General features: G+C 63.5%; 12 protein-coding genes. 6 read left to right on the top strand and 6 right to left on the bottom strand.

Annotated features, from left to right (window positions below; translation table 11 throughout):
• The first annotated feature begins 209 nt into the window (after positions 1-209).
• From ACVOLL_RS12540 to mutS, 3 genes are all read left to right on the top strand, one after another.
• Positions 210-464 carry a hypothetical protein gene (locus ACVOLL_RS12540; RefSeq protein WP_481513177.1) on the top strand — a complete coding sequence of 85 codons (255 nt, stop codon included), beginning with the start codon at positions 210-212 and terminating at the stop codon, positions 462-464.
• Between the two features lie 590 nt (positions 465-1,054).
• A complete protein-coding gene (locus ACVOLL_RS12545; RefSeq protein WP_481513178.1) occupies positions 1,055-3,361 on the top strand; it encodes a TonB-dependent receptor in 2,307 nt (768 codons plus the stop codon).
• Between the two features lie 379 nt (positions 3,362-3,740).
• Positions 3,741-6,296, top strand: a complete 2,556-nt coding sequence (mutS, locus tag ACVOLL_RS12550) for a DNA mismatch repair protein MutS (RefSeq protein WP_481513238.1) — start codon at positions 3,741-3,743, stop codon at positions 6,294-6,296.
• A gap of 174 nt (positions 6,297-6,470) precedes the next feature.
• Here mutS and ACVOLL_RS12555 read toward each other — a convergent pair whose 3' ends face one another.
• Both ACVOLL_RS12555 and ACVOLL_RS12560 read right to left on the bottom strand, forming a co-directional pair.
• Positions 6,471-7,094: a glutathione S-transferase family protein gene (locus tag ACVOLL_RS12555; RefSeq protein WP_481513179.1), complete on the bottom strand. Its 624-nt coding sequence runs from the start codon at positions 7,092-7,094 to the stop codon at positions 6,471-6,473.
• A 73-nt stretch (positions 7,095-7,167) separates the two neighbouring features.
• Positions 7,168-7,854, bottom strand: coding sequence for a helix-turn-helix transcriptional regulator (locus tag ACVOLL_RS12560; RefSeq protein ID WP_481513180.1), 687 nt, complete (start codon positions 7,852-7,854; stop codon positions 7,168-7,170).
• A gap of 204 nt (positions 7,855-8,058) precedes the next feature.
• Here ACVOLL_RS12560 and ACVOLL_RS12565 point away from each other — a divergent pair, with 204 nt between their 5' ends.
• Both ACVOLL_RS12565 and ACVOLL_RS12570 read left to right on the top strand, forming a co-directional pair.
• Positions 8,059-9,705, top strand: coding sequence for a catalase (locus tag ACVOLL_RS12565; protein WP_481513181.1), 1,647 nt, complete (start codon positions 8,059-8,061; stop codon positions 9,703-9,705).
• Between the two features lie 157 nt (positions 9,706-9,862).
• Positions 9,863-10,471: a DUF937 domain-containing protein gene (locus tag ACVOLL_RS12570; protein WP_481513182.1), complete on the top strand. Its 609-nt coding sequence runs from the start codon at positions 9,863-9,865 to the stop codon at positions 10,469-10,471.
• 146 nt (positions 10,472-10,617) lie between these two features.
• Here the strand turns inward: ACVOLL_RS12570 and ACVOLL_RS12575 are convergent, their stop codons facing one another.
• A complete protein-coding gene (locus ACVOLL_RS12575; RefSeq protein WP_481513183.1) occupies positions 10,618-11,025 on the bottom strand; it encodes an RNA-binding S4 domain-containing protein in 408 nt (135 codons plus the stop codon).
• Between the two features lie 106 nt (positions 11,026-11,131).
• On the opposite strand from ACVOLL_RS12575, the gene ACVOLL_RS12580 reads away from it, so the two are divergent.
• Positions 11,132-12,586 (top strand): MATE family efflux transporter, encoded by a 1,455-nt coding sequence (locus ACVOLL_RS12580; protein ID WP_481513184.1) that lies wholly within the window; start codon positions 11,132-11,134, stop codon positions 12,584-12,586.
• A 131-nt stretch (positions 12,587-12,717) separates the two neighbouring features.
• Here ACVOLL_RS12580 and ACVOLL_RS12585 read toward each other — a convergent pair whose 3' ends face one another.
• From ACVOLL_RS12585 to ACVOLL_RS12595, 3 genes are all read right to left on the bottom strand, one after another.
• The gene (locus tag ACVOLL_RS12585; protein ID WP_481513185.1) at positions 12,718-14,073 is read right to left on the bottom strand and encodes a Gfo/Idh/MocA family protein; all 1,356 of its coding nucleotides are present in this window, start codon (positions 14,071-14,073) and stop codon (positions 12,718-12,720) included.
• Between the two features lie 116 nt (positions 14,074-14,189).
• Positions 14,190-17,165, bottom strand: a complete 2,976-nt coding sequence (locus ACVOLL_RS12590; RefSeq protein ID WP_481513186.1) for a TonB-dependent receptor plug domain-containing protein — start codon at positions 17,163-17,165, stop codon at positions 14,190-14,192.
• Between the two features lie 122 nt (positions 17,166-17,287).
• Positions 17,288-20,650 (bottom strand): TIM-barrel domain-containing protein, encoded by a 3,363-nt coding sequence (locus ACVOLL_RS12595; protein ID WP_481513187.1) that lies wholly within the window; start codon positions 20,648-20,650, stop codon positions 17,288-17,290.
• Between the last annotated feature and the right edge of the window lie 5 nt (positions 20,651-20,655).

Here is a 20,655-nt window from a genome sequence, read left to right on the forward strand (position 1 = left end):
CTACAACCCGATCCGCCGGCATGGTTCCGCTGGCGGACTGTCACCGGTAGAGTTTGAAAGGCGCTACGCGCAGAGCGGCGACTGAGTGTCTACAGAACTCTGGCCGGTCCAGACACCACCTTGTCTCCGGCAACATCCGCGCCCAATCGCCACCCTCTAGAATCGAACGCCAGCGCCTTCCAACGTACGCAGAACGAGCTGTATCCAGCTTGATTCAAGTAACCGTTCCTTCTTTCATCCATTCAATTTCCTTTCATTCAAGCAGACTGCGCAAACAGGCTTCGCCTGCGCAGCAAACACCGTTGCAATCTCCAGGTGACAAAGCGCAAACCATGCACAGTTGCATCGCTGCCATTGATGAAAATCAATCAACTATCCCGCTCTATAACAACTGCAACTTTTCGCTGAAATGTTCCGATTCGCGCATCTCGCTGCAAACTATTGACGCCGACATTGCCGAATGAACATCGTCGCTCCCGCAACGCGTGACAAGCATTGATCAACCTGCGTGGAGTCATCCCGGAAATGGAATCCAAGGCAGCATCAAGATCGCAACCAGCAACCATCAGCGGCCCACTGGCTGCTGACTGCTTGTGGAGACCGCTTTGCAGCACCGAACAGGCTGTTCGGCACTTGGCGGACTGCAGGCCTGGACGTCCTACGACACAGCTTGCTGGATGCAGCCAGCCCTTTCATCTTGCGCACAACGTTAGCAACCGCGTTGCTGCCGCATCCATCGGCACAAGCGGGCATCCCCGGGTGCAGCGCTTGCAGCGAACACAGCCGACCGCAACCAAGCGCGATACCTGCTAAGCCATCACCTAGCAGAGTCCTTCTCCACGGTTCGTCTAACTCGTCCGGCAGCCACGACGCTGGACAGGAGTACTGCGCAACAGCGCCATGCTGCCCCGCGTTGAATTGCCGCACTGACTATGTCCCGGCTGGATTTCTCCTCGGTGGCAAACGTTAGCAAGCGCTGCACCAGAACAAACCCTTCAGCGCACAAACCCGCCGGTCCCAACCGGCTCCCAGCCTCACCATCGGAGAGAAATGCATGAGGAAATCCACCGCCCAACAACACCGGAGTTCCGGAAGCGGCCTGCGTTGCACCCACCTGTCATTGGCCCTGTTTTACGCACTGGCAGCCGCACAACCCGCGCTGGCCGAGGATCCTACTGCCGCTTCGGAGCCCACGACCAAGGACCTGGACACGGTGACGGTACGCTCTACCCACCAAGCCAAACCGCTGCAACGCACCCCCATTTCAGTCAGCGTTGTCACCGCTGAACAGCTTGACCGCACCAACATGAGCAACATCTCCGACCTGCAGTATCTCGCCCCCGGGGTGTCGTTCTCGGCTAGCGCAGGCACCGCCAATAGCGGGGGCTTCCAGGTCCGTGGCATCGGCACACAGGCCTTTAGCGTCGCCTCCGAGCAAACCGTTGGCACCGTGGTCGATGACGTCGTGATTGGCATCCCCCGTGATCCCGGCGTAGCAGGCTTCAATGACATCGAACACATCGAGGTTCTGCGCGGCCCGCAGGGTACCTTGTTCGGCAAGAATGCCTCCGCAGGCGTGGTCAACATCAGCACCCGCAACCCGGAAATCGGCACCACCGGCGGCTCGGTTTCGTTGTCGCTGGGTGAGCGCAACGAACATGTCGCGCGCGTGACCGGCAACCTGGCTGTCTCCGATACCTCTGCGCTACGCCTTTCCGCGTATTACAAGGACCAGGACGGCGCCATTGCCAATGCTTTCCACGATTGGAACATCGGCGACCAAACCGGACGTGGCATTCGCGGAAAGTGGCTGTGGAAGCCGACCGAGCAGCTCGACATCCTGGTGGCAGCAGAGCGCCAGACCTTGTTCAACCGCGCCCTGGGGACCCTCTATACGCTGGGCACGGACGAGGGCTACAACACCAGCCTCGCCGGCTTCCAGAACATTGGCGGCGACAGCTTTACCAGTCAGGCTGACGCTGATGGTTTTGCCTTCCAGGGAGTAACCGGCTTTTCGACGAAGGCCGACCTGCGACTGGCCAACGGTGCCCAGTTGACGTCCATCACCGCTTATCGCGCCTCAACCGTGAACCAGATTCACGACATGGACCAGACACCGGCAAACTTCCTCAACAGAAACATAACAACGACCCGTGCACATCAGATCAGCCAGGAGTTCCGCTTGGCCGGCACTGCGCATGACGAGCAACTGGACTATGTCCTGGGCGCATACTACGCAAATGTCGACAGCACATACGAGTACTACGCCTATGGTGGCTTCAATTTCAGCCCGGAACCGCCTAGCGAATATCTCTCGCTCACCGGACCCAGACAGCATGTCCACGCCGACACCAAGAGCCACGCGATCTACGCCAATGTCGGCTACAAGCTGAGCGATCGCTGGTCGGCCAGCGGTGGATTGCGCTACACCAACGACAAGGTGTTCGCCTCCATGACCCCTGTGCAGATGCCTAGCGCGGAAGGAAAGCCCGTTATCTACGTTGGCAACATCCTTCCATCGCACGCCGAAATCAGCAAGGAGAACGTATCGGGCAAGGTCGCCCTTCAGTTCCAGCAGAGCGCCACCTTGATGTGGTACGCCAACGTCGCCACGGGCTACAAGGGCCCCACCATCGACCCGGTCTCGGACCGCTCCAACAAGATCCAGCCGGAAAAATCCACGGCCTACGAACTCGGTGCGAAGACTCAGTTTTTCGACCGCAGCCTCACCGTCAACGTCAGCCTGTACAAAGCCGACTACAAGGATTTCCAGGCACAGGTCTACATCCCGGAGACCTTGGGCTATGCCATGTCAAACGCAGGCGAGATGCGTACCAAGGGGGCTGAACTTGAAATCAGCTGGCGCCCGTTTGCGGACTTCTCGTTGATCGCCACCGGCGCGATCACCGACGCCGAGTTCCGGGACTACTTCACCACCTGCGAGGCCAACCAGGATGCCCCCTGTGGTCTCGTCGACGGTGTGCTGCAGGCTGACCTGACCGGATTCACCCCATCGTTTGTTTCCAAGTACAGCTATTCCCTCAACGGAAACTACTATCATGCTCTTGGCAACGGCCTGGCCATCAATGGCAATGCCGGTTGGAGCTACAGAAGTAAGTTCTACAATGCCCCCGCCCAGTCCTCCACCACTACCCCTGGGTATGGCGTGGTTAACCTTTCCGTCGGCATCGGTGCCGAGGATGGCCAGTGGGAAGTATCGCTGTACGCGCGCAACCTGCTGGACAAGCACTACCGCAGCTTCATCTCCTACGGTGCCACCATCAATAACGATGGATTGATGCAATACCTTTCACCGGACAGCTTCCGCACGGCCGGGGTATCGCTGACCTGGAATTTCTAGGCACCGACTGACGCAACGATGGCCCCAGTGCAGGCGCCCTCCTCTCGTTGCCGGACGCAGGACGCAACCGGTCAACGCGCCTCCACTACTTCGTTGCAGCTGGCCCCGATCTACCGAGCAAACACATACCCGCCGGAGGATCGCCATCCTGTCGGCGATACCGGCCGACCACGCAACGGTCAAGCATTCAGGAAAATCCGGCCCACCCTCATCGCCAACACATGTTGGCGGCGCCGCGACGTACGCCGGGATAGCACTCATCCAAGCCTCCTCCTCGTCCATCCCCGACACTGCGCCTACAATAGCGGCCCTATGCCGCCGCCCGGCAAATTGAAGTGGACCCCGCGTGACCGAGAAGAAGCCCGAACACACCCCGTTGATGAAGCAGTTCTTTGCAGCCAAGTCCGAGTACCCGGACCTGCTGCTGTTCTTCCGGATGGGCGATTTCTACGAATTGTTCTATGACGACGCGCGCAAGGCCGCACGCCTGCTCGACATCACCCTGACCCAGCGTGGCAGCTCCGGCGGCGCGCCGATCCCAATGGCCGGTGTGCCGGTGCATGCCTTCGAGGGCTACCTGGCGCGGCTGGTGGCGGTTGGCGAGTCGGTAGCGATCTGCGAGCAGATCGGCGACCCGGCGCTGGCCAAGGGCCTGGTCGAGCGCAAGGTGGTGCGTGTGGTCACCCCCGGCACGGTTACCGACGAAGCGCTGCTGGACGAGCGCCGCGACACCTTGCTGATGGCGTTGTCGCGCAGCAAGGCCGGCTACGGCCTGGCCTGGGCCGATCTGGCTGGCGGCCGCTTCCTGGTCAACGAAGTCGACACCGACGATGCGCTGGAAGCCGAGCTGGCCCGATTGGAACCGGCCGAGCTGCTGGTGCCCGACGAGGAGAACTGGCCCGAGTTCCTGCGCCATCGCAATGGCGTACGCCGCCGCGCGCCGTGGCTGTTCGATGCCGACAGTGGTCGCCGCCATCTGCTGAACTTCTTCAAGCTGCACGACCTCAGCGGCTTCGGCATCGACGACAAGCCGCGTGCCACCGGCGCTGCCGGTGCCCTGCTCGGCTATGTCGAGGAAACCCAGAAGCAGCGCCTGCCGCACCTGACCTCCATTTCGATGGAAAATGCTGGCGAAGCGATCGCGATGAACGCCGCCACCCGCCGTCATCTGGAACTGGATACGCGCGTCGACGGCGACACCCGCAATACCTTGCTCGGCGTACTCGACAGCACCGTCTCGCCGATGGGCGGGCGCCTGCTGCGCCGCTGGCTGCACCGCCCGCTGCGCCTGCGCAACGTGCTGCAGCAACGCCACCACGCGGTTGCCACGCTGATTGATCGCGGCACCGACGCCGACCTGCGCGACAGCTTCCGCGCCCTGGGCGACATCGAGCGCATCCTGACCCGCATGGCGCTGCGCTCGGCACGCCCGCGCGATTTCTCCACCCTGCGTGACGGCCTGGGCCTGCTACCGGCAATCACCGCGCAGCTGGATGCACTGGATTCACCGCGCCTGCAACAGCTGCGCGCCGAACTGGGCTCGCACGATGAAAGCGCGCAGCTGCTGGCCAGCGCCATCGCCGAGCAGCCGCCGCTGAAGCTGTCCGACGGCGGCGTGATCGCCGAAGGCTACGACGCCGAGCTCGACGAACTACGCCGCCTGTCCACCCACGCCGACCAGTTCCTGATCGATCTGGAAGCGCGTGAGCGCCAGGCCAGCGGCATTGCCACCTTGAAGGTCGGCTACAACCGCGTGCATGGCTATTACATCGAGATCAGCAAGGGCCAGTCCGACAAGGCGCCGGTGCACTACACCCGCCGCCAGACCCTGACCAATGCCGAACGCTACATCACCGAGGAGTTGAAGAACTTCGAGGACAAGGTGCTGTCTGCACGTGAGCGCTCGCTCAGCCGCGAGAAGCTGCTGTACGAAGGCCTGCTCGACATTGTTGGCCAGCACCTGGAGCCGCTGAAACGCTGCGCTGACGCCTTGAGCGAACTGGACGTGTTGGCCGCATTCGCCGAACGCGCACAGGCGCTGGACTGGTCGCAGCCGGAGCTGCAGGAAGATGCCTGCCTGCGTATCGAGCGCGGCCGCCACCCGGTGGTCGAAGCCGTACGCGACACGCCGTTCGAACCCAACGATCTGGACCTGCACCCGGACCGTCGCATGCTGGTCATCACCGGTCCGAACATGGGCGGTAAGTCGACGTACATGCGGCAGAACGCGCTGATCGTGCTACTCGCCCATATCGGCAGCTTCGTGCCGGCCAGCCGCGCGGTGATCGGCCCGATCGACCGCATCCTGACCCGCATCGGCGCCGGCGACGATCTGGCCAAGGGCCAATCCACCTTCATGGTGGAAATGGCCGAGACCAGCTACATCCTGCATCACGCCACCGAGCATTCGGTGGTGTTGATGGACGAAATCGGTCGCGGCACCTCGACCTACGACGGCCTGGCCCTGGCCGATGCGGTCGCACGCCATCTGGCCTATCAGAACCGTTGCTACACGCTGTTTGCCACCCACTACTTCGAGCTGACCGCGTTGGCCGATGAGAGCCATGAAGGTGGCGCCAGCGGCATTGCCAACGTGCACCTGGATGCGGTGGAGCACGGCGACACGCTGGTATTCATGCATGCAGTGAAGGACGGCCCGGCCAACCGCAGCTTTGGTCTGCAGGTAGCGGCCTTGGCTGGCCTGCCCAAGTCCACGGTCGCGCAGGCACGCCGACGCCTGGCGGAGCTGGAGCAACGTGGCGGCGAGACCCAGAGCGCGGCAATGGCGCCACAGGCACTGGATGCACCGCAGCAGTTTGGTTTGTTTGCCGCGCCGAATTCGGCGGCCTTGGATGCGTTGCAGGCGATTGATCCGGATGAGCTGACGCCCAAGCAGGCGTTGGAAGCCTTGTACCGTGTGAAGTCGCTGATCTGAGCCGCACCGCCCAGTAGTGCCGAGCCATGATCGGCATGGGGTTTTCCCGGTACAGCCCCTGCCGAGCATGGCTCGGCACTACAACTTCTGCTCCCTCCCTTTGGCCGAAGGCCAAGGGGAGGGTTGGGGAGGGGTCGGTTCTTTCTGCTTTTCGCGCAATGCCAGCTTCGCGGCTTACACCGCTCCCACAGGCGCCACCAACGCATCATCCAGTTGCCCCGCCCGCACCGACGCCGGCCGCTGCAGATGCCGTGCGCAGTAATCGGTGAACACCGGCTTGGCCTCAAGCTGGCCCATGCTGATGAAGTAGCTCAGGAACGCCGCCATATACAGATCGGCGACGGTAAAGCCATCACCCACCAGATAGTGCTTGCCGGCAACCGCCGTTTCCAAGGTGCGAATCAAATCCTCGGCAGTGCCATAACCGGCCTCCATCGGCGGTGCCAGCGTGCCATGGCGAAGATCGGTGACGAACGCTTCCAGCGGCCCGGCCGCAAACAATACCCAGCGGTAACATTCGCCGCGCTCGGCGCTGCCTACTGGCGGCAACAAGGCCTTGGCCGGTGCCAGATCGGCCAGGTGCAGGCAGATCGCCGCGTTCTCGGTGATCGCCGTTGTTCCCTGCACCAAGGCCGGCACCTTGCCCATCGGGTTGATCGCCAGATACTGCGCCGACTTCATGCTGGTGCCGTACTCCAGCATCACCGCGTCGTAGCGCAGACCGGTTTCTTCCAGCATCCAGCGGGTGATGCGGCCACGCGAATGTGGGTGGCTGTAGAAGGTAAGCGTGTCGGTCATGTCTGGCACCTGCGTTGTAAGGAGCCGACAGTGTGCGTAGGGGCTGCTGACAGCAGCTGTCAGCAGTGACGCATCAAGAATCCGTCATGCACTGCGCGCGCCAACGCTTCAACAACTGATGACGTTGCGCTGGATAGCGTTGCGCGGTGTCTTCCAGTGCCAGCAAACGGTCGGCACGGAAGTGGCGGAAATCGCCACGCATTTCACACCACGCCGCCAGCATGCGTACATCGGCCATGAACGCCATAGCGAACGGCCAGATCATGCGTTCACTGACCCTGCCCTCGACGTCGCGGTACTGGATGCGCACGGCATTGCCATCGCGGATCGCGCGACGCAAGGCCGGCAGCCACGGCTCCGGTGGCACCGCGTGCCAGTGCGGTGCGAACAGGCCACTGGTTTCCACCTGCAGGCGCAGGGTTTCGGGCAATACGCCAATGACGCGCTGCAAGGCGGTGTCGGCAGCAGCCGCCAGTTCCGGGTCGCCGTGCGAGGCCACCCAGCGCGCGCCCAGCAGCACCGCTTCGAGCTCTTCGGCGGAAAACATCATCGGAGGAAGCAGGAAACCCGGCCGCAACTGGTAGCCGATGCCCGGATCACCGGCGATATCGGCGCCCTGCCCGCGCAAGGCATCGATGTCCCGGTACACGGTGCGCAGGCTCACCTCCAGCCGTTGTGCCAGCTCGGCACCGCGCACCGGCGTGCGGCGCCGCCGCAATTCATCCAGCAGGTGCAGCAATCGGGCGGCGCGTTGGCTCATCAGGGATTCCGGCACAGACAGCTGCCCAGCATAACGGCTGACGGCCGGCGCATTGAGCCTGCGGCATCAACAGAGCGCATTTATCCCCGCAAGCTGAGCAATAGGTAAGCCCTATCAGAGCGAGCGGTTCATTTGATTATTCATTTAACGCTTCGGTGGTTACAGTCGGTGCAAGAACTACCCCAACGCCAGCAGGAGCCAGCCATGAGCAATGACACCAAGCCGACCTGTCCGTACCACAGCGCCCCCTCCCCCGAGCAGGCCGCGCAGTCGCAGCGTGACACCAGCACCACACCCAAGCAGCAGCATGGCGACGCACCGGTGACGCCGCTGACCACCGCCTTCGGCGCGCCGGTGGTGGACAACCAGAACAGCAAGACCGCAGGCCCGCGCGGCCCGTTGCTGATGGAAGATGTATGGCTGCTTGAAAAGCTCGCCAACCTCAATCGCGAGATCATTCCCGAGCGCCGCATGCATGCCAAGGGCTCGGGCGCATTCGGCACGTTCACCGTCACCCATGACATCAGCAAGTACACCCGCGCCAAGCTGTTCTCGGCCGTGGGCAAGCAGACCGAGATGTTCGCTCGTTTCACCACCGTGGCCGGTGAGCGCGGCGCCGCCGATGCCGAGCGCGACATCCGTGGCTTTGCACTGAAGTTCTACACCGAGGAAGGCAACTGGGACCTGGTCGGCAACAACACGCCGGTGTTCTTCCTGCGTGACCCGCGCAAGTTCGGCGACCTCAACAAGGCGGTCAAGCGCGACCCGCATACCAACCTGCGCAGCGCCCGCAACAACTGGGATTTCTGGACCCTGCTGCCGGAAGCACTGATGCAGGTCACGGTGGTGATGAGCGACCGCGGCATCCCGCGCAGCTTCCGCCATATGAACGGCTTCGGTTCGCACACCTACAGTTTCACCAATGAAGGCGGCGAGCGCTTCTGGGTGAAGTTCCACTTCGTCACCCAGCAGGGCGTGCAGGCGCTGACCGATGCGCAGGCCGAAGTGCTGGTCGGCAAGGACCGCGAAAGCCATGGCCGCGATCTGTTCCAGGCCATCGAGCGCAATGAGTTCCCGAAGTGGAAGCTGTTCGTGCAGGTCATGCCGGAGCTGGAAGCGGAGACCTACCGCATCCATCCGTTCGACCTTACCAAGGTGTGGCCGAAGAGCGATTACCCGCTGATCGAAGTCGGCGAGTTCGAGCTCAACCGCAACCCGGTCAACTGGTACCAGGATGTGGAGCAGTCGGCATTTGCACCGAGCAACCTCGTCCCGGGCATCGGCCCCTCGCCGGACAAGATGCTGCAGGCACGCCTGTTCGCCTACACCGACGCGCAGCGTTATCGACTGGGCGTCAACCACCACCAGATTCCGGTCAACGCCGCCCGTTGCCCGGTCTTCAGCAACCACCGCGATGGCGCCATGCGCGTGGACGGCAACTACGGAGGCCTGCCGCATTACGAGCCCAACAGCTATGGCCAGTGGCAGGAGCAGCCGCAGTACCGCGAGCCGGCGCTGAAGATCCGTGGCGATGCCGATTTCTGGAATTTCCGCGAAGACGACAACGACTACTTCAGCCAGCCCGGTGCCCTGTTCCGCAGCTATAACGCGGCACAGAAGCAGCGTCTGTTCGAGAACACCGCACGGGCACTTGGCGATGCACCGGACTTCATCAAGCAGCGTCACATCGACAACTGCAACAAAGCCGACCCAGCCTATGGTGCGGGCATTGCCGCCGCCCTGCAGGCGCTGGCGACTGCAGCCGCCCCGACTGATCCGTTCGCGCCGCCGCCGCATCCGGGCAGCGATTTCCCGACCGCCACCCCAGGCGCTGAGGACATCGAGCTGTAAGCCAAGCATGTAGCTTCGCCCATGAAACAGCACCGCCCGCCCTGCGCGGGCGGTGCTGTTTCTGCCCACAAACCGGCACGTCTTTGGCCCCTTCACTTACGCCCCCTTGCGGGGGTTACCATGCCGCTCGGCAACCCACCCTTTCAAGGAACCCCCGATGAGCCTGACCGACGACCTTCTCTCCCAGCTGCAGGGCGCACCGTTGCAGCAGGTTTCGCAGCAGCTTGGCATCGACAGCCAGCAGGCTTCGGGCGCCATCAGCGCCGCGCTACCGCTGCTGATGGGCGCATTGGGCAACAACGCGGCCAAGCCGCAGGGCGCCGAAGCCCTGTTCGGCGCCTTGCAGAACAACCACAGCGGCCTGGACATCGGCAGCGTGCTGGGCGCGGTGATGGGCGGCGGCAACAGCCCGGCAGCAAATGGCGCCGGCATCCTCGGCCACATCTTCGGCGGCAGCCAGGACCGTGCCGAGACCGGCCTGGCCCAGGCCACCGGCCTGAGCCCGAGCACCTCCAGCCAGCTGCTGAAGATCCTCGCCCCGATCGTGATGGCCTACATCGCCCAGCGCATGAGCAGCGGCGCCGCGCCAGCCGATCCGAACGGCCTGGCGCAGGTTCTGGGCCAGGAAAAGCAACAGGTAGCCCAGGCCGGCGGCATCGGCGGCGGCCTGCTGGGAAGCGTGATGGACCAGGACGGCGACGGCCAGTTCGGCGTCAGCGACCTGATCAAGCTGGGTAGCGGCTTGTTGGGTAGCGGCAAGCGCTGAGCTGCTGGAGCCTGATTGAAAACGCCACCGCAAGGTGGCGTTTTTGTTCCTGTAGTGCCGAGCCATGCTCGGCAGAGGCTTCACTAGTAGAGCCCAATGCCGAGCATGGCTCGGCACTACAGTGAATCGCTTGCCTCGCGCGCGGATCAAAGCGCATCAAGGTCACCCAAGGCACGGATCAAACGCCGGGCGCGCTTGTCGGGCTTGTGCTCCGGGGCCTGGTAGCCGGTGCGCTCGGCGGCGCGACGCAGTTGCAGCTCGCGACGCGCCTGCTTCGAGGCCGCCGACTCTTCATACATGGCCTGTGCTACCGGCGCCGAACCACGTTTGTCACTCAGCCCGCGTACCGCGATCTCGAAGATCTCGTCGCCACGCTGCACCCGCAGCGCATCGCCCAGGCGGATGGCGCGGGACGACTTGGGGCGTTGCCCTTCCACATCCACCTTGCCGGTCTCCACTGCCTGTTTGGCCAGGCTGCGGGTCTTGAAGAAACGTGCGGCCCACAGCCACACATCAAGACGAATGCTTGCTACCACTACGACTTCACCACTCATCGCGTTGCCATGACTCCTGTGTAAGCCACCCACCGGTGATACCTGGCGCCGGCACCCTCATCTGCAAGATGCTAGTGTGCCTGCCCCGATCCCGACAACGTTGTCCATGTCGAAACCCAAGCAAACCCGCTCGCTGACCGAAGGCCCGATCGGCACCAGCCTGCTCATGTTCGCGCTCCCGATTCTGGCTGGCAACATCGCACAGTCGCTGAACGGATCGGTCAATGCCATCTGGGTCGGCAAGTTCCTCGGCGAGGCGGCGCTGACCGCCACCGCCAACGCCAACAACATCATGTTCTTCCTGATCGGTTCGGTGTTCGGCATCGGCATGGCCGCGACCATCCTGATCGGCCAGTCCATCGGCGCCAAGGATTTGCCGCAGGCGCGGCGGGTGATGGGCACCAGCGCCACCTTCTTCATCAGCCTGTCTGCGGTCATCGCGGTACTGGGCTGGTTCCTGTCACACCGCCTGCTGGTGGCGATGGGCACGCCAGCTGAATCGCTGCCGATGGCCGATGCCTACCTGAAGGTGATCTTCCTGGCGATGCCGCTGCTGTACGCGTTCGCCTTCATCACCGCCGCCCTGCGCGGTGCCGGCGATGCGCGCACACCGTTCCGCTTCCTGCTGTTGGCGGTGTTGATGGATATCGCCTTCAACCCGTTGCTGATCTTCGGCGTGGGCCCGTTCCCGGAACTCGGCATTGCCGGCGCAGCGTGGGCCACCTTCTTCTCGCAGGGTCTGGCACTGGCCGGCTTGATGCTCTACCTGCGCAACAAGCGGCACATGCTGTGGCTGGGGCGCAAGGACATTGGCCTGCTGAAGATCGACACGGTCATCCTCAAGGCGCTGGTGGTCAAGGGCGTGCCGATGGGCCTGCAGATGATCCTGATCTCGCTGGCGATGATCATGATGATCAGCATGGTCAATGGCTACGGCGTGGAAACCGCCTCGGCCTACGGCGCGGCAATGCAGTTGTGGACCTACGTGCAGATGCCGGCCATGGCGATTGGCGCGGCCTGCTCGACGATGGCCGCGCAGAATGTGGGCGCCGGCCTTTGGCCACGCGTGGAAGCCACCGCGCGTACCGGCGTGCTGTTCAACTTCCTGCTGACCGGTGCCTTGATTGCGCCGATCATCCTGTTTGATCGCAGCACCCTGGCGCTGTTCCTGCCTGCCGCCAGCGAGGCGCTGGAGATCGGCCGCCACCTGAACCACATCGCGGTGTGGTCGTTCCTGTTCTTCGGGGTCAACTTCGTGCTGTCCGGCGTGGTTCGCTCCACCGGTGCGGTGCTGCCACCGCTGTTGATCCTGGCAATCGGCATGTGGGGCATCCGCGTGCCGTTCGCACTGTGGCTTCAACCACGCTTTGGTGCCGATGCTATCTGGTGGAGCTTCCCGATCAGCGCGCTCTGCTCGATGCTGATGATCATGGCCTATTACCGCTGGGGTAATTGGCGCAAGGCAACGATCCTGGACAAGCCGGCGCAAGCCACCCCGGCCGAAGTGCCGGCTACGCCGCCATCGCCGGTGGCGGATCCGGATGCGGAACTGGAACGCTAGGCAGCGTTGTGGGAGCTGTGGGAGCGGCATCAGCCGCGAAGCAGGCATTGCTGGAAAGGCCGAAGAGCTCAACCCCTCCCCAACCCTCCCCTACGCCTTCGGCGCAAGGGAGGGAGCTGAAACACGGCTGATCAATAACTGCCGTCGAAGGCGAAGATCGGCTTGCGCTGCTGCCACAGGCCCTTGGTGAAATCCGGGAACTCCAGGGTCTGGAAGCTGTTGGCGATCGACTGCTCGGACAAGGGCGTGATCGCGCTCCAGGTCACGGCATCGTAGATGTCGATCGGCATCGGTGCCTTGGCCTTCAATGCTTCCACGAAGGCGTGGATCACGAACCAGTCCATGCCGCCGTGACCAGCGCTGGCAGCGGTCGCGGCATGTTGCTTCCACAGCGGGTGCTCGTACTGGTCCTGGTAGGTCTTGAACTCTTCCCACTGGTGCGGCGGGCTGCGACCTTCGATGTGGATGCCGTGGTTGACGTCCATCCACAGGCCCTTGGTGCCCTGTACGCGGAAGCCCATCGAGTACGGACGCGGCAACGAGGTGTCGTGCTGCAGCAGGATGGTTTCGCCGTTCTCGCAGGCCAGCGTGGTGGTCACGATGTCGCCGAGCTTGAACTTGACCTTGGTGCTCGGGTGGGTAGTCCCGCCGCTCTTGGCAACGGTGTAGTCATGCAGGCCGCGCGCCTTGCTGGCGAAGGCATTGATGTGGGTGAAGCGATTGCCGCGATTGATGCCGGTATACATCGCACACGGGCCGATGCCGTGGCTGGGATACAACTCGCCATTGCGCTGCACCGAATGCTCGGTGCGCCAGCGTGCTTCCGACCAGCCCTTGGCGCCGAACTCAACGCCGCTGTCATAGGGCTGCGACGGATCACCCGAGTTGAACTTCACTCCACGCAAGTCGTGCTGGTAACCGCCCTGCAGGTGCACCAATTCGCCGAACAGGCCCTGACGCACCATCTGCAACGCGGCCATCACGTCACGGCGATAGCAGACGTTCTCCAGCAGCATGTACGGGGTGCCGGTGCTGAGCTGGGTGTTGAGTACATCCCAATGGTCCTGCAGGGTAATACCGGCGACCACTTCGCAGCCCACCGCGACCTTGGCCTGCATCGCCGCAATCGCCATCGGTGCATGCAGTTCCCACGGTGTGGCGATGATCACGCCATCCAGGCCGCGCTGCTCCAGCAGGCGCTTCCAGGCGTTCTGGTCACGGTCCGCGCCATAGGCCTGCGGCGCCAGCTTGCCGGCCTTGGCCACCATGTCCATGGCGCGGCCGAGCATGATCGGCTCGATGTCGCACAGGGCAACCACTTCCACGTCGTCGCGGCGCACCAGTTCCTTCAGCAGTACCTGGCCACGCATGCCGGTGCCGATCACGCCCAGGCGCACCTTGCGGCCGCGTGCCCACGCCGGCGTTTCCGGCAGCAGACTGGTGGCGGCCAGGGCCGCGCTGGCCATGATGAATTCCCTACGCTTCATTGTGTTTCCTCTTTCAGGGGTCGTGCCGGTCATGGCAGGCGTGCCGCGACCGTGCTGACGGTGTCACTGTCTTCCCCCTCATGCAATGCATAAGGGGGAAGCGCTGCTGCAGTGGATCAGAACTTGTAGGTCGCGGTCACGCTGTAGATGCGACCAAAGTTGTTGGCATAGCCGGAGAAGTTCATCCAGTCGTTCGGGTCGTAGAACGGCAGGCGGTTGAACAGGTTCTTGACGGTCACACCGACACTCAGCTTCTCGATCGGACGCCAGTTCACGCTCAGGTTGGCCGTCCACCATGCCGGTGCGCCACCGCAATGGCCGGGGGCCAGGTCGAGGAAGCTGCCGGTACAGGTCTGGGCGTTGTTGTCCTGCGCATCGATGCGGTCATAGGCCCACTTGGTACCACCGACGTAGTTGACGTAGAAGCCGGTATCCCACTTGCCGTAGGTCCAGTTGGTATTGAACGTGGCGCGCACCTTCGGGTTGTTGTAGTAGCCAACCAGGTTGCCGTAGTACCAGCCGTCACCGTTGTCGGAGTTGTACATATTGCGGTTGGCGATCGTCGCCGCTACACCGATGTTCAGGCGGCCCCATTCACCCAGGTCGAAGCGGCTGCGCAAATCCACGTCGAAGCCGTCGATCAGGGTGCGGCCACGGTTGCTGTACTGGCCGATCACGCTGGCGACGTTGCCGATGCTGTAGCCCGGCAAGGTGCCCGGACAGGTCACACCGCTGGCCGGGTCGTTGCACATCGCAGCCAGTGCAGCGAGGTTGGACTTGTCGGATTCGGTGATCGGGAAGCGGGTCATCGAGTCGATGTCTTCTTCCTTGCTGTAGTCCGGTGCGACGATTTCATCGCGGCGGTACACGAACCAGTAGTCGGCCGACACCGACAGCCAATCGGTCGGCTCCAGCACGACGCCCAGCGTGGCAATCTTCGCCTTCTCCGGCTTCAGGTCCTGATTGGGCTGGGTCATGCGCGCCACGTTGCGGGCGCAATCGCTGTTCCACAGGCTGTTGCCCAGGTCCTTGTCGACGACGCGGTTAGACTGCCGCAACAGGCCGGCGATCGCATTGGTTTCCGCACAACGGACTTCATCGCGATAACCACCGATCTGCGCATACACGCCACCGCTACCCGCTTCAGCCAGGCTGGGTGCACGGAAGCCTTCCGAATAGGTACCACGCAGCATCAACTGCGGCAGCGCCTGGTACTTCAGGCCGATCTTCGGCGCGGCGTTGGCGCTGAAGCCCGGGTACTTGTCCAGGCGCAGTGCCAGGTCCATCTCGAGCTTTTCAGTCAGCGGCACCACGGCTTCGGAGAACAGCGCGTAGGTGTTGCGCTTGCCGTCAAACCACGAGCCACCCTGCTGGGTGATCAGGCCGTTGGCAGCGTCCGGGTTGCCCGGCGTGTAGAAGGTTTCGCGGGTTGCATTGAAGCCGAATGCCGCGCGCACTTCACCGGCCGGCATGTTGAACAGCGGGCCCTCGATCTTGCCGTCCAAGGTGTGCAGGCGGGTCCACGACTCGATGTCGAAGGTCGGGAAGGCTTCGCGGATCAGCGCTGCGTTGGCTTCACTGATCTCGCCGAACTTGTAGGCCGGATGATCGGAAATGATGACGCGGCCAGTGCCCGGATCGATGGTGTACGGACCAAAGGCTTTCTCGAAGCCCTTCAGGTTGACGTTGGTGGTCTGGTAGGTGACCGAGTGCGAACCGGCGGTGGCGAACGCGGTCTCCCAGTTCCAGTCGCCGGCAGCACCACGCAGACCTGCCACCACACGGTAGCTGTCGTCGGTATTGCGCTGACCGAAGTGGCCACCGCCGACGTCCTGCAGCAGGTAACCCAAACCGACCACACCGCCATTCATCGCCTTCAACTCCGGGCTGGCGTGGTTGTATTCGTTGTTCGGGCCGAGCCACGGGGTCAGGAACTGGTTGACCGTATTGCCGGTGTTGCGCGAGAACCAGCTCTGCGGATTGCCGGTGGTGGTGCCGTAAGCACGCGGCGTACCGCCATTGGCGTGCAGGTCAATGTCGGTATAGGTGACTTCGGCAAACGCCTCGGTGCTGTCATTGAGCTGGTAATGACCATTGACGTAGGCGGTGACGCGCTTGGAATCCGCGCCGCCGTTGATCTGCCGGTTCATCCAGGTCTGCCAGATGCAACGGGTGCCACTGCTGACCTGCAGCACGTTGTTGCAGCCCGGTGCAGCCTCATCCTTGCGCACGCCAGTGACCGGATCGATGGCGTAGTAATAGCCGGGGTTGAACACGCCCGGCGCGCTGCCGGTGTCCAGCCGCAGATTCTTGATGTAGTCCGGCGTGTTGACGTAGAACTGGCCCGGGTGCTTGAGGTACCACTCGCTGTCCGGAATGCCGTCACGCTCATACAGATTGACGCTGGCATAGACGTTGTAGCCATCCTCGGCCATGTCACCGAAACCGCCGGTGACGCTGGCCTGCTTCTCACCGAAGGAATCAAAGCGCGAAGCAGTGTCCCAGGTGCCGCTGACTTCCAGGCCCTGGTAGCTGCTCTTGGTGATGACGTTGATGACGCCGGCCACCGCGTCGGTGCCGTATACGGCCGAGGCGCCATCGGTCAGCACTTCCATGCGTTCGATGACAGCGGCAGGAATGGCGTCGATGTTGACGAACTGGGTCTGGAAGCCTGCCGGCGCGCCGTAATACGACAGGCGGCGACCATTCAACAGCACCAGCGTGCCCTGTGCGCCGAGGCCGCGCAGGTTGGCCTGCGAAGCGCCATCGGAACCGGTGAACAAGGACTTGGAATCGACCTGACCCGGCCGTGCTGCTGGCAGGTTGTCGAGCACCTGCAACAACGTGCGCGCGCCCATATTCTCGATGTCCTGCTTGCTGATCACCTGCACCGGCGATGCGGTCTCCACATCGGTGCGGCGGATGTTGGAACCGGTGACCTCGATGCGGGACAACTCGGTGGTCTTGTCCTTTTCCTTCTCGGCCTTGTCCTGCGCGAAGGCAGGTGCGGCGATGGCGAACAACACGCTGGCGACAGCCAACGATAGTGGAGCTTGCAAACAGCGTTTGGCACTGCGGTTGGCTGGCAACATCGGGGTTCTCTCCTGGCAAGGGCACGCAAAAAAACAGCAGTTGGCGGGCAAAGCGATCCCATGCCACGGTTCTTGGACCGTAGCCGGGGTAATCCGGTGGAAGGAGCGGTGTTACGGGTGGGTCATGGGGCGAGGATGTCGGCGGAATCGCCCTCCTCGCCTATCAGTACGGCGTTGGCCCAGTTGGCGCAGACCTGGGACGGTTGGCTACCCTGCGCGCCCAAGGTGCGCAGGCTCAATTTGGACAGACCGCGGATGTCGAGCTCGGGCTTGACCACACCCGGTGCTTTCACAAAGCCGCTGTCATAGAGCAGGCGGTCATCGCCCCATACCTGGAACTGCAGGCCGCCGGCCTGCCGGCATTGGTCGTCGACGCCGAGGTCGGCGCGCAGTGTTTTCCACTGCCCCTTCAAGCTCATGTCGATGCGGCTTTGCGCACCGACGCCGAGGCCGCGGCGGAACTGCAGGCCGTTCATGCGCATCGGCACGGCCGCAGCGAACGAACGGTCGGCATGCACCTGGGCGGCCAACACGGCCGGCAGCGGCAGCTGGGAGAGGTATTGCTGCCGCGCCGGCCGCTCGGCCGTTTGCTGCTCGAGGATATGGAAGGTGGACAGTGCAATCGGGCCAACATCGCGTGGCTGCAGTGCATCCACCGCACGTGCGGTGCCGCCCTGCGCTGCGGTCACCATCGGATCGGCACCACTTGCGCCGTCGCCATCCGGGTTCTGCACGCTGAGCACGCGGAAGCGCAGCAGGCGGCCGGCATGGGCTGGGAAGTCGATGCGCTGCAGTTCCTGCTTCAGCTGCAGGTGACCGCTGGCAATCGGCTTGCCCCACTCGCCATTGCTGTCGGCCATGTAGATTTCGTAATCACGCACCTGACCGTGCTTCCAGTGCTGGTCGTTGCGCGGTGCCAGTTCGATGCCGTCGATCAGCTTGCGTTCGCCGAAGCCCACCACCCATTCGTGGGCGCCGGTACGGATGGCCTGGTTGCGCACGCTGCGGAACCACGTCGCCGGATCGTCGTCGAAGGCATCTTCCAACGGATGGCCGGGTTCTTCTGCCGGACGATTGACCACCAGCAGGCTGTCGGACGGCAGTGCGCGGCCCAGTTCCGGTGCGTTCGGGAACACGTCGTCGGCCAGCGCGGCGGCGACCGGGAAATCCAGCTGCAGCTTCAGCGGCGCGCGGATGTCCTGGCTGGGGGTACGCACGTGCAGGGTGCCCTTGCGTTCCTTGCCATCGAAGTACCAGCCTTCGTTGGCTGCCTGCAGTGCAGCGGCATCGGCGAGCCTGGGCAGCGCGCGGCCATCCAGTTGCACTGCAGTCGGTGCAGTGCGATTCAACACGCGCAGGCCATAGCGACGCTGCGCCAACTGACCTTGATACTCGCCCTGCACCGGTGCGATCTCGACCTGCACCGGGCCACTGCCCTGCGCCGGCGCCTGCACGCGGATGTGCTGCGTGCTGGACTCGCCCTTCTGGTAGCGGCGGGTGCTGCCATCGTCTTCGTACAAGGTGTAGCTGGATTCGCCCTGCGGATACAGATCGAAGGTCACTTCATCCAACGGCTTCTCGCCGTCGAACAGCATCTCCGGATACATCGGCAGGATCGCACCGGCACGCACGAAGACTGGCAGCGTCGCCAGCTCGACCGGACGGTCGAGCTGCTTGCCTGCAGCACCGGCCTGCAGATGGCGGCCATCCCAATAGTCGTACCAGCCACCAGCGGGCAGATGGATATCGCGGCGCCAGCCACGGCTTGCCGCCTGGCTGCGATAGACCGGCGCGACCAGTAGATCGCGGCCGAGCAGGAACTGGTACTTGTAGGTTTCGTCCTGCGCGTGCGGGTCCTGTGGGTTGTCCCACATCAGCCCACGCACCGGCGGCGCGCCGCTTTGTGCGGCGTCATGCACCAGCCCGTACATATACGGGGTCAGGCGCATTTTCAGCTTGAGGTAATCGCGGTTGATCGAACGATAGGGCTCGTCGAAGGCCCAGGGGTGCTTGCGCGCGTTCGACGACCAGCCGGACATGCCCATCAGCACCGGAGTGAAGGTTTTCCACTGCAGGTCGCGGGTGAATGTCTCGGCGCTGCCGCCGAAGATCGCATCGACGTCGCCGCTCGCATAGGCCATGCCCGACAGACCGGAACCCACCAGGGTCGGCACGTGCCAGCGGATGTAGTCCCAGCTGCTGCTCTGGTCACCGGTCCATGCAACCGCATAACGCTGGATGCCGGCCCAGCCCATCACCGTCCACAGGAACGGGCGCGAGTCGGAATTGTTGAGAATGCCGTCGAAGGCCTGGCGGTTGGCATCCATCGCGAACTGATAGCCCTGCCCGGTCCAGGCCACGTCCAGCTTCTGCACGCGGCTGCCGGCCTTGCCGACTTCCCAGGAGATTTTGTCGACGCCGTTCTCGGTCCACAGGCCGGTCTTGAAGCCGTACTTGGCCAGGCCCTGCACGGTTTCCGGCAGCTGCTTGTAACCGCAGCCGTAGCCATCGTTGGGCAGGATCCAACCGCCAGGCATGTCGTTCTCGCGGTACTTGGCGGCAACGCTGTTGACGACGTCGATGGTGGTACCGGTGGGACCATCGCTCCAGCCTTCGGGCACGCTGCCGGGCTTCTTGATGTTGTCGCCGTCGTTGTAGCAATCGGCATCGCCGTAGGACAGCGCCCAACGCGCGACCATGTTCGGTCGGCCGGTCAGCTGGGTGTAGCGCTCCAGCAGACGCTGCAGATCATTGCCGACGAAGTAATAGGCATCGAAGCGGTCTTCGCGGTGCAGCAGCGTGGCCTGGTCCGGCTGGCGCAGGTCATAGCTGCCGTCGCTCCAGGTGTTGCGCAACATGCCCCAGCCGCGTGAGCTGAGCAGCATCGGCGCCGGGCTCGGGCGGTCGCCCTCTTCCCAGCCGCCGGAATAGGAAACTTCAAGCTCGCGGCCCTTGAACTGGAAACGGCCGTTCTGCTGGCCGCCACCGTAGAAGGCTTCATCGGCCTGCGAGGACAGCACCTGCACGCTCTGCTCGGCGGACAGATCCAACGGCTGCTGCTCCTGCCATAGCGACACCGGCTTGCCACCGTCCAGACGCTCCAACCGCAGCTGCAAGGGCTGGCGCTGCACATGCAGGACCAGCGCCGGGGTACGCACACGGATTTCCTGCGCGTCCTCCTCCAGCTGGACCTGCACCTGCTGCACGGGCTGCGGCAGCACGATGGGCGCGGCCTTGTCGCCGGCGCCGGTCAGCTTGCCGTTGCGGCCGGCCTGCACATGCACGATGTCGTTGGCCAGCACCTCGATGCGCAGGGTACTGCCGTTGTCACTGCGTACGTCCCAGGCACGCACACCGTCGCGGCCATCGCTGGCGGTGACGGAGCGCAGATTGCCGATGGGCTCGGCCTGTGCGGTCACTGCCGGCAACAACAAGGCCGAAAGCAGTGCCAGCAACAGCGGCGATTGACGAACGCAGTGTTCCACCTTGC

Source organism: Stenotrophomonas sp. STEN035, from assembly GCF_056759935.1.

Bases quoted from the DNA above. Each gene is read 5' to 3' on its own strand.
- ACVOLL_RS12545 (WP_481513178.1), top strand. From the start codon at position 1,055: ATGAGGAAATCCACCGCCCAACAACACCGGAGTTCCGGAAGCGGCCTG.
- mutS (WP_481513238.1), top strand. From the start codon at position 3,741: ATGAAGCAGTTCTTTGCAGCCAAGTCCGAGTACCCGGACCTGCTGCTG.
- ACVOLL_RS12555 (WP_481513179.1), bottom strand. From the start codon at position 7,094: ATGACCGACACGCTTACCTTCTACAGCCACCCACATTCGCGTGGCCGC.
- ACVOLL_RS12560 (WP_481513180.1), bottom strand. From the start codon at position 7,854: ATGAGCCAACGCGCCGCCCGATTGCTGCACCTGCTGGATGAATTGCGG.
- ACVOLL_RS12565 (WP_481513181.1), top strand. From the start codon at position 8,059: ATGAGCAATGACACCAAGCCGACCTGTCCGTACCACAGCGCCCCCTCC.
- ACVOLL_RS12570 (WP_481513182.1), top strand. From the start codon at position 9,863: ATGAGCCTGACCGACGACCTTCTCTCCCAGCTGCAGGGCGCACCGTTG.
- ACVOLL_RS12575 (WP_481513183.1), bottom strand. From the start codon at position 11,025: ATGAGTGGTGAAGTCGTAGTGGTAGCAAGCATTCGTCTTGATGTGTGG.
- ACVOLL_RS12580 (WP_481513184.1), top strand. From the start codon at position 11,132: ATGTCGAAACCCAAGCAAACCCGCTCGCTGACCGAAGGCCCGATCGGC.
- ACVOLL_RS12585 (WP_481513185.1), bottom strand. From the start codon at position 14,073: ATGAAGCGTAGGGAATTCATCATGGCCAGCGCGGCCCTGGCCGCCACC.
- ACVOLL_RS12590 (WP_481513186.1), bottom strand. From the start codon at position 17,165: ATGTTGCCAGCCAACCGCAGTGCCAAACGCTGTTTGCAAGCTCCACTA.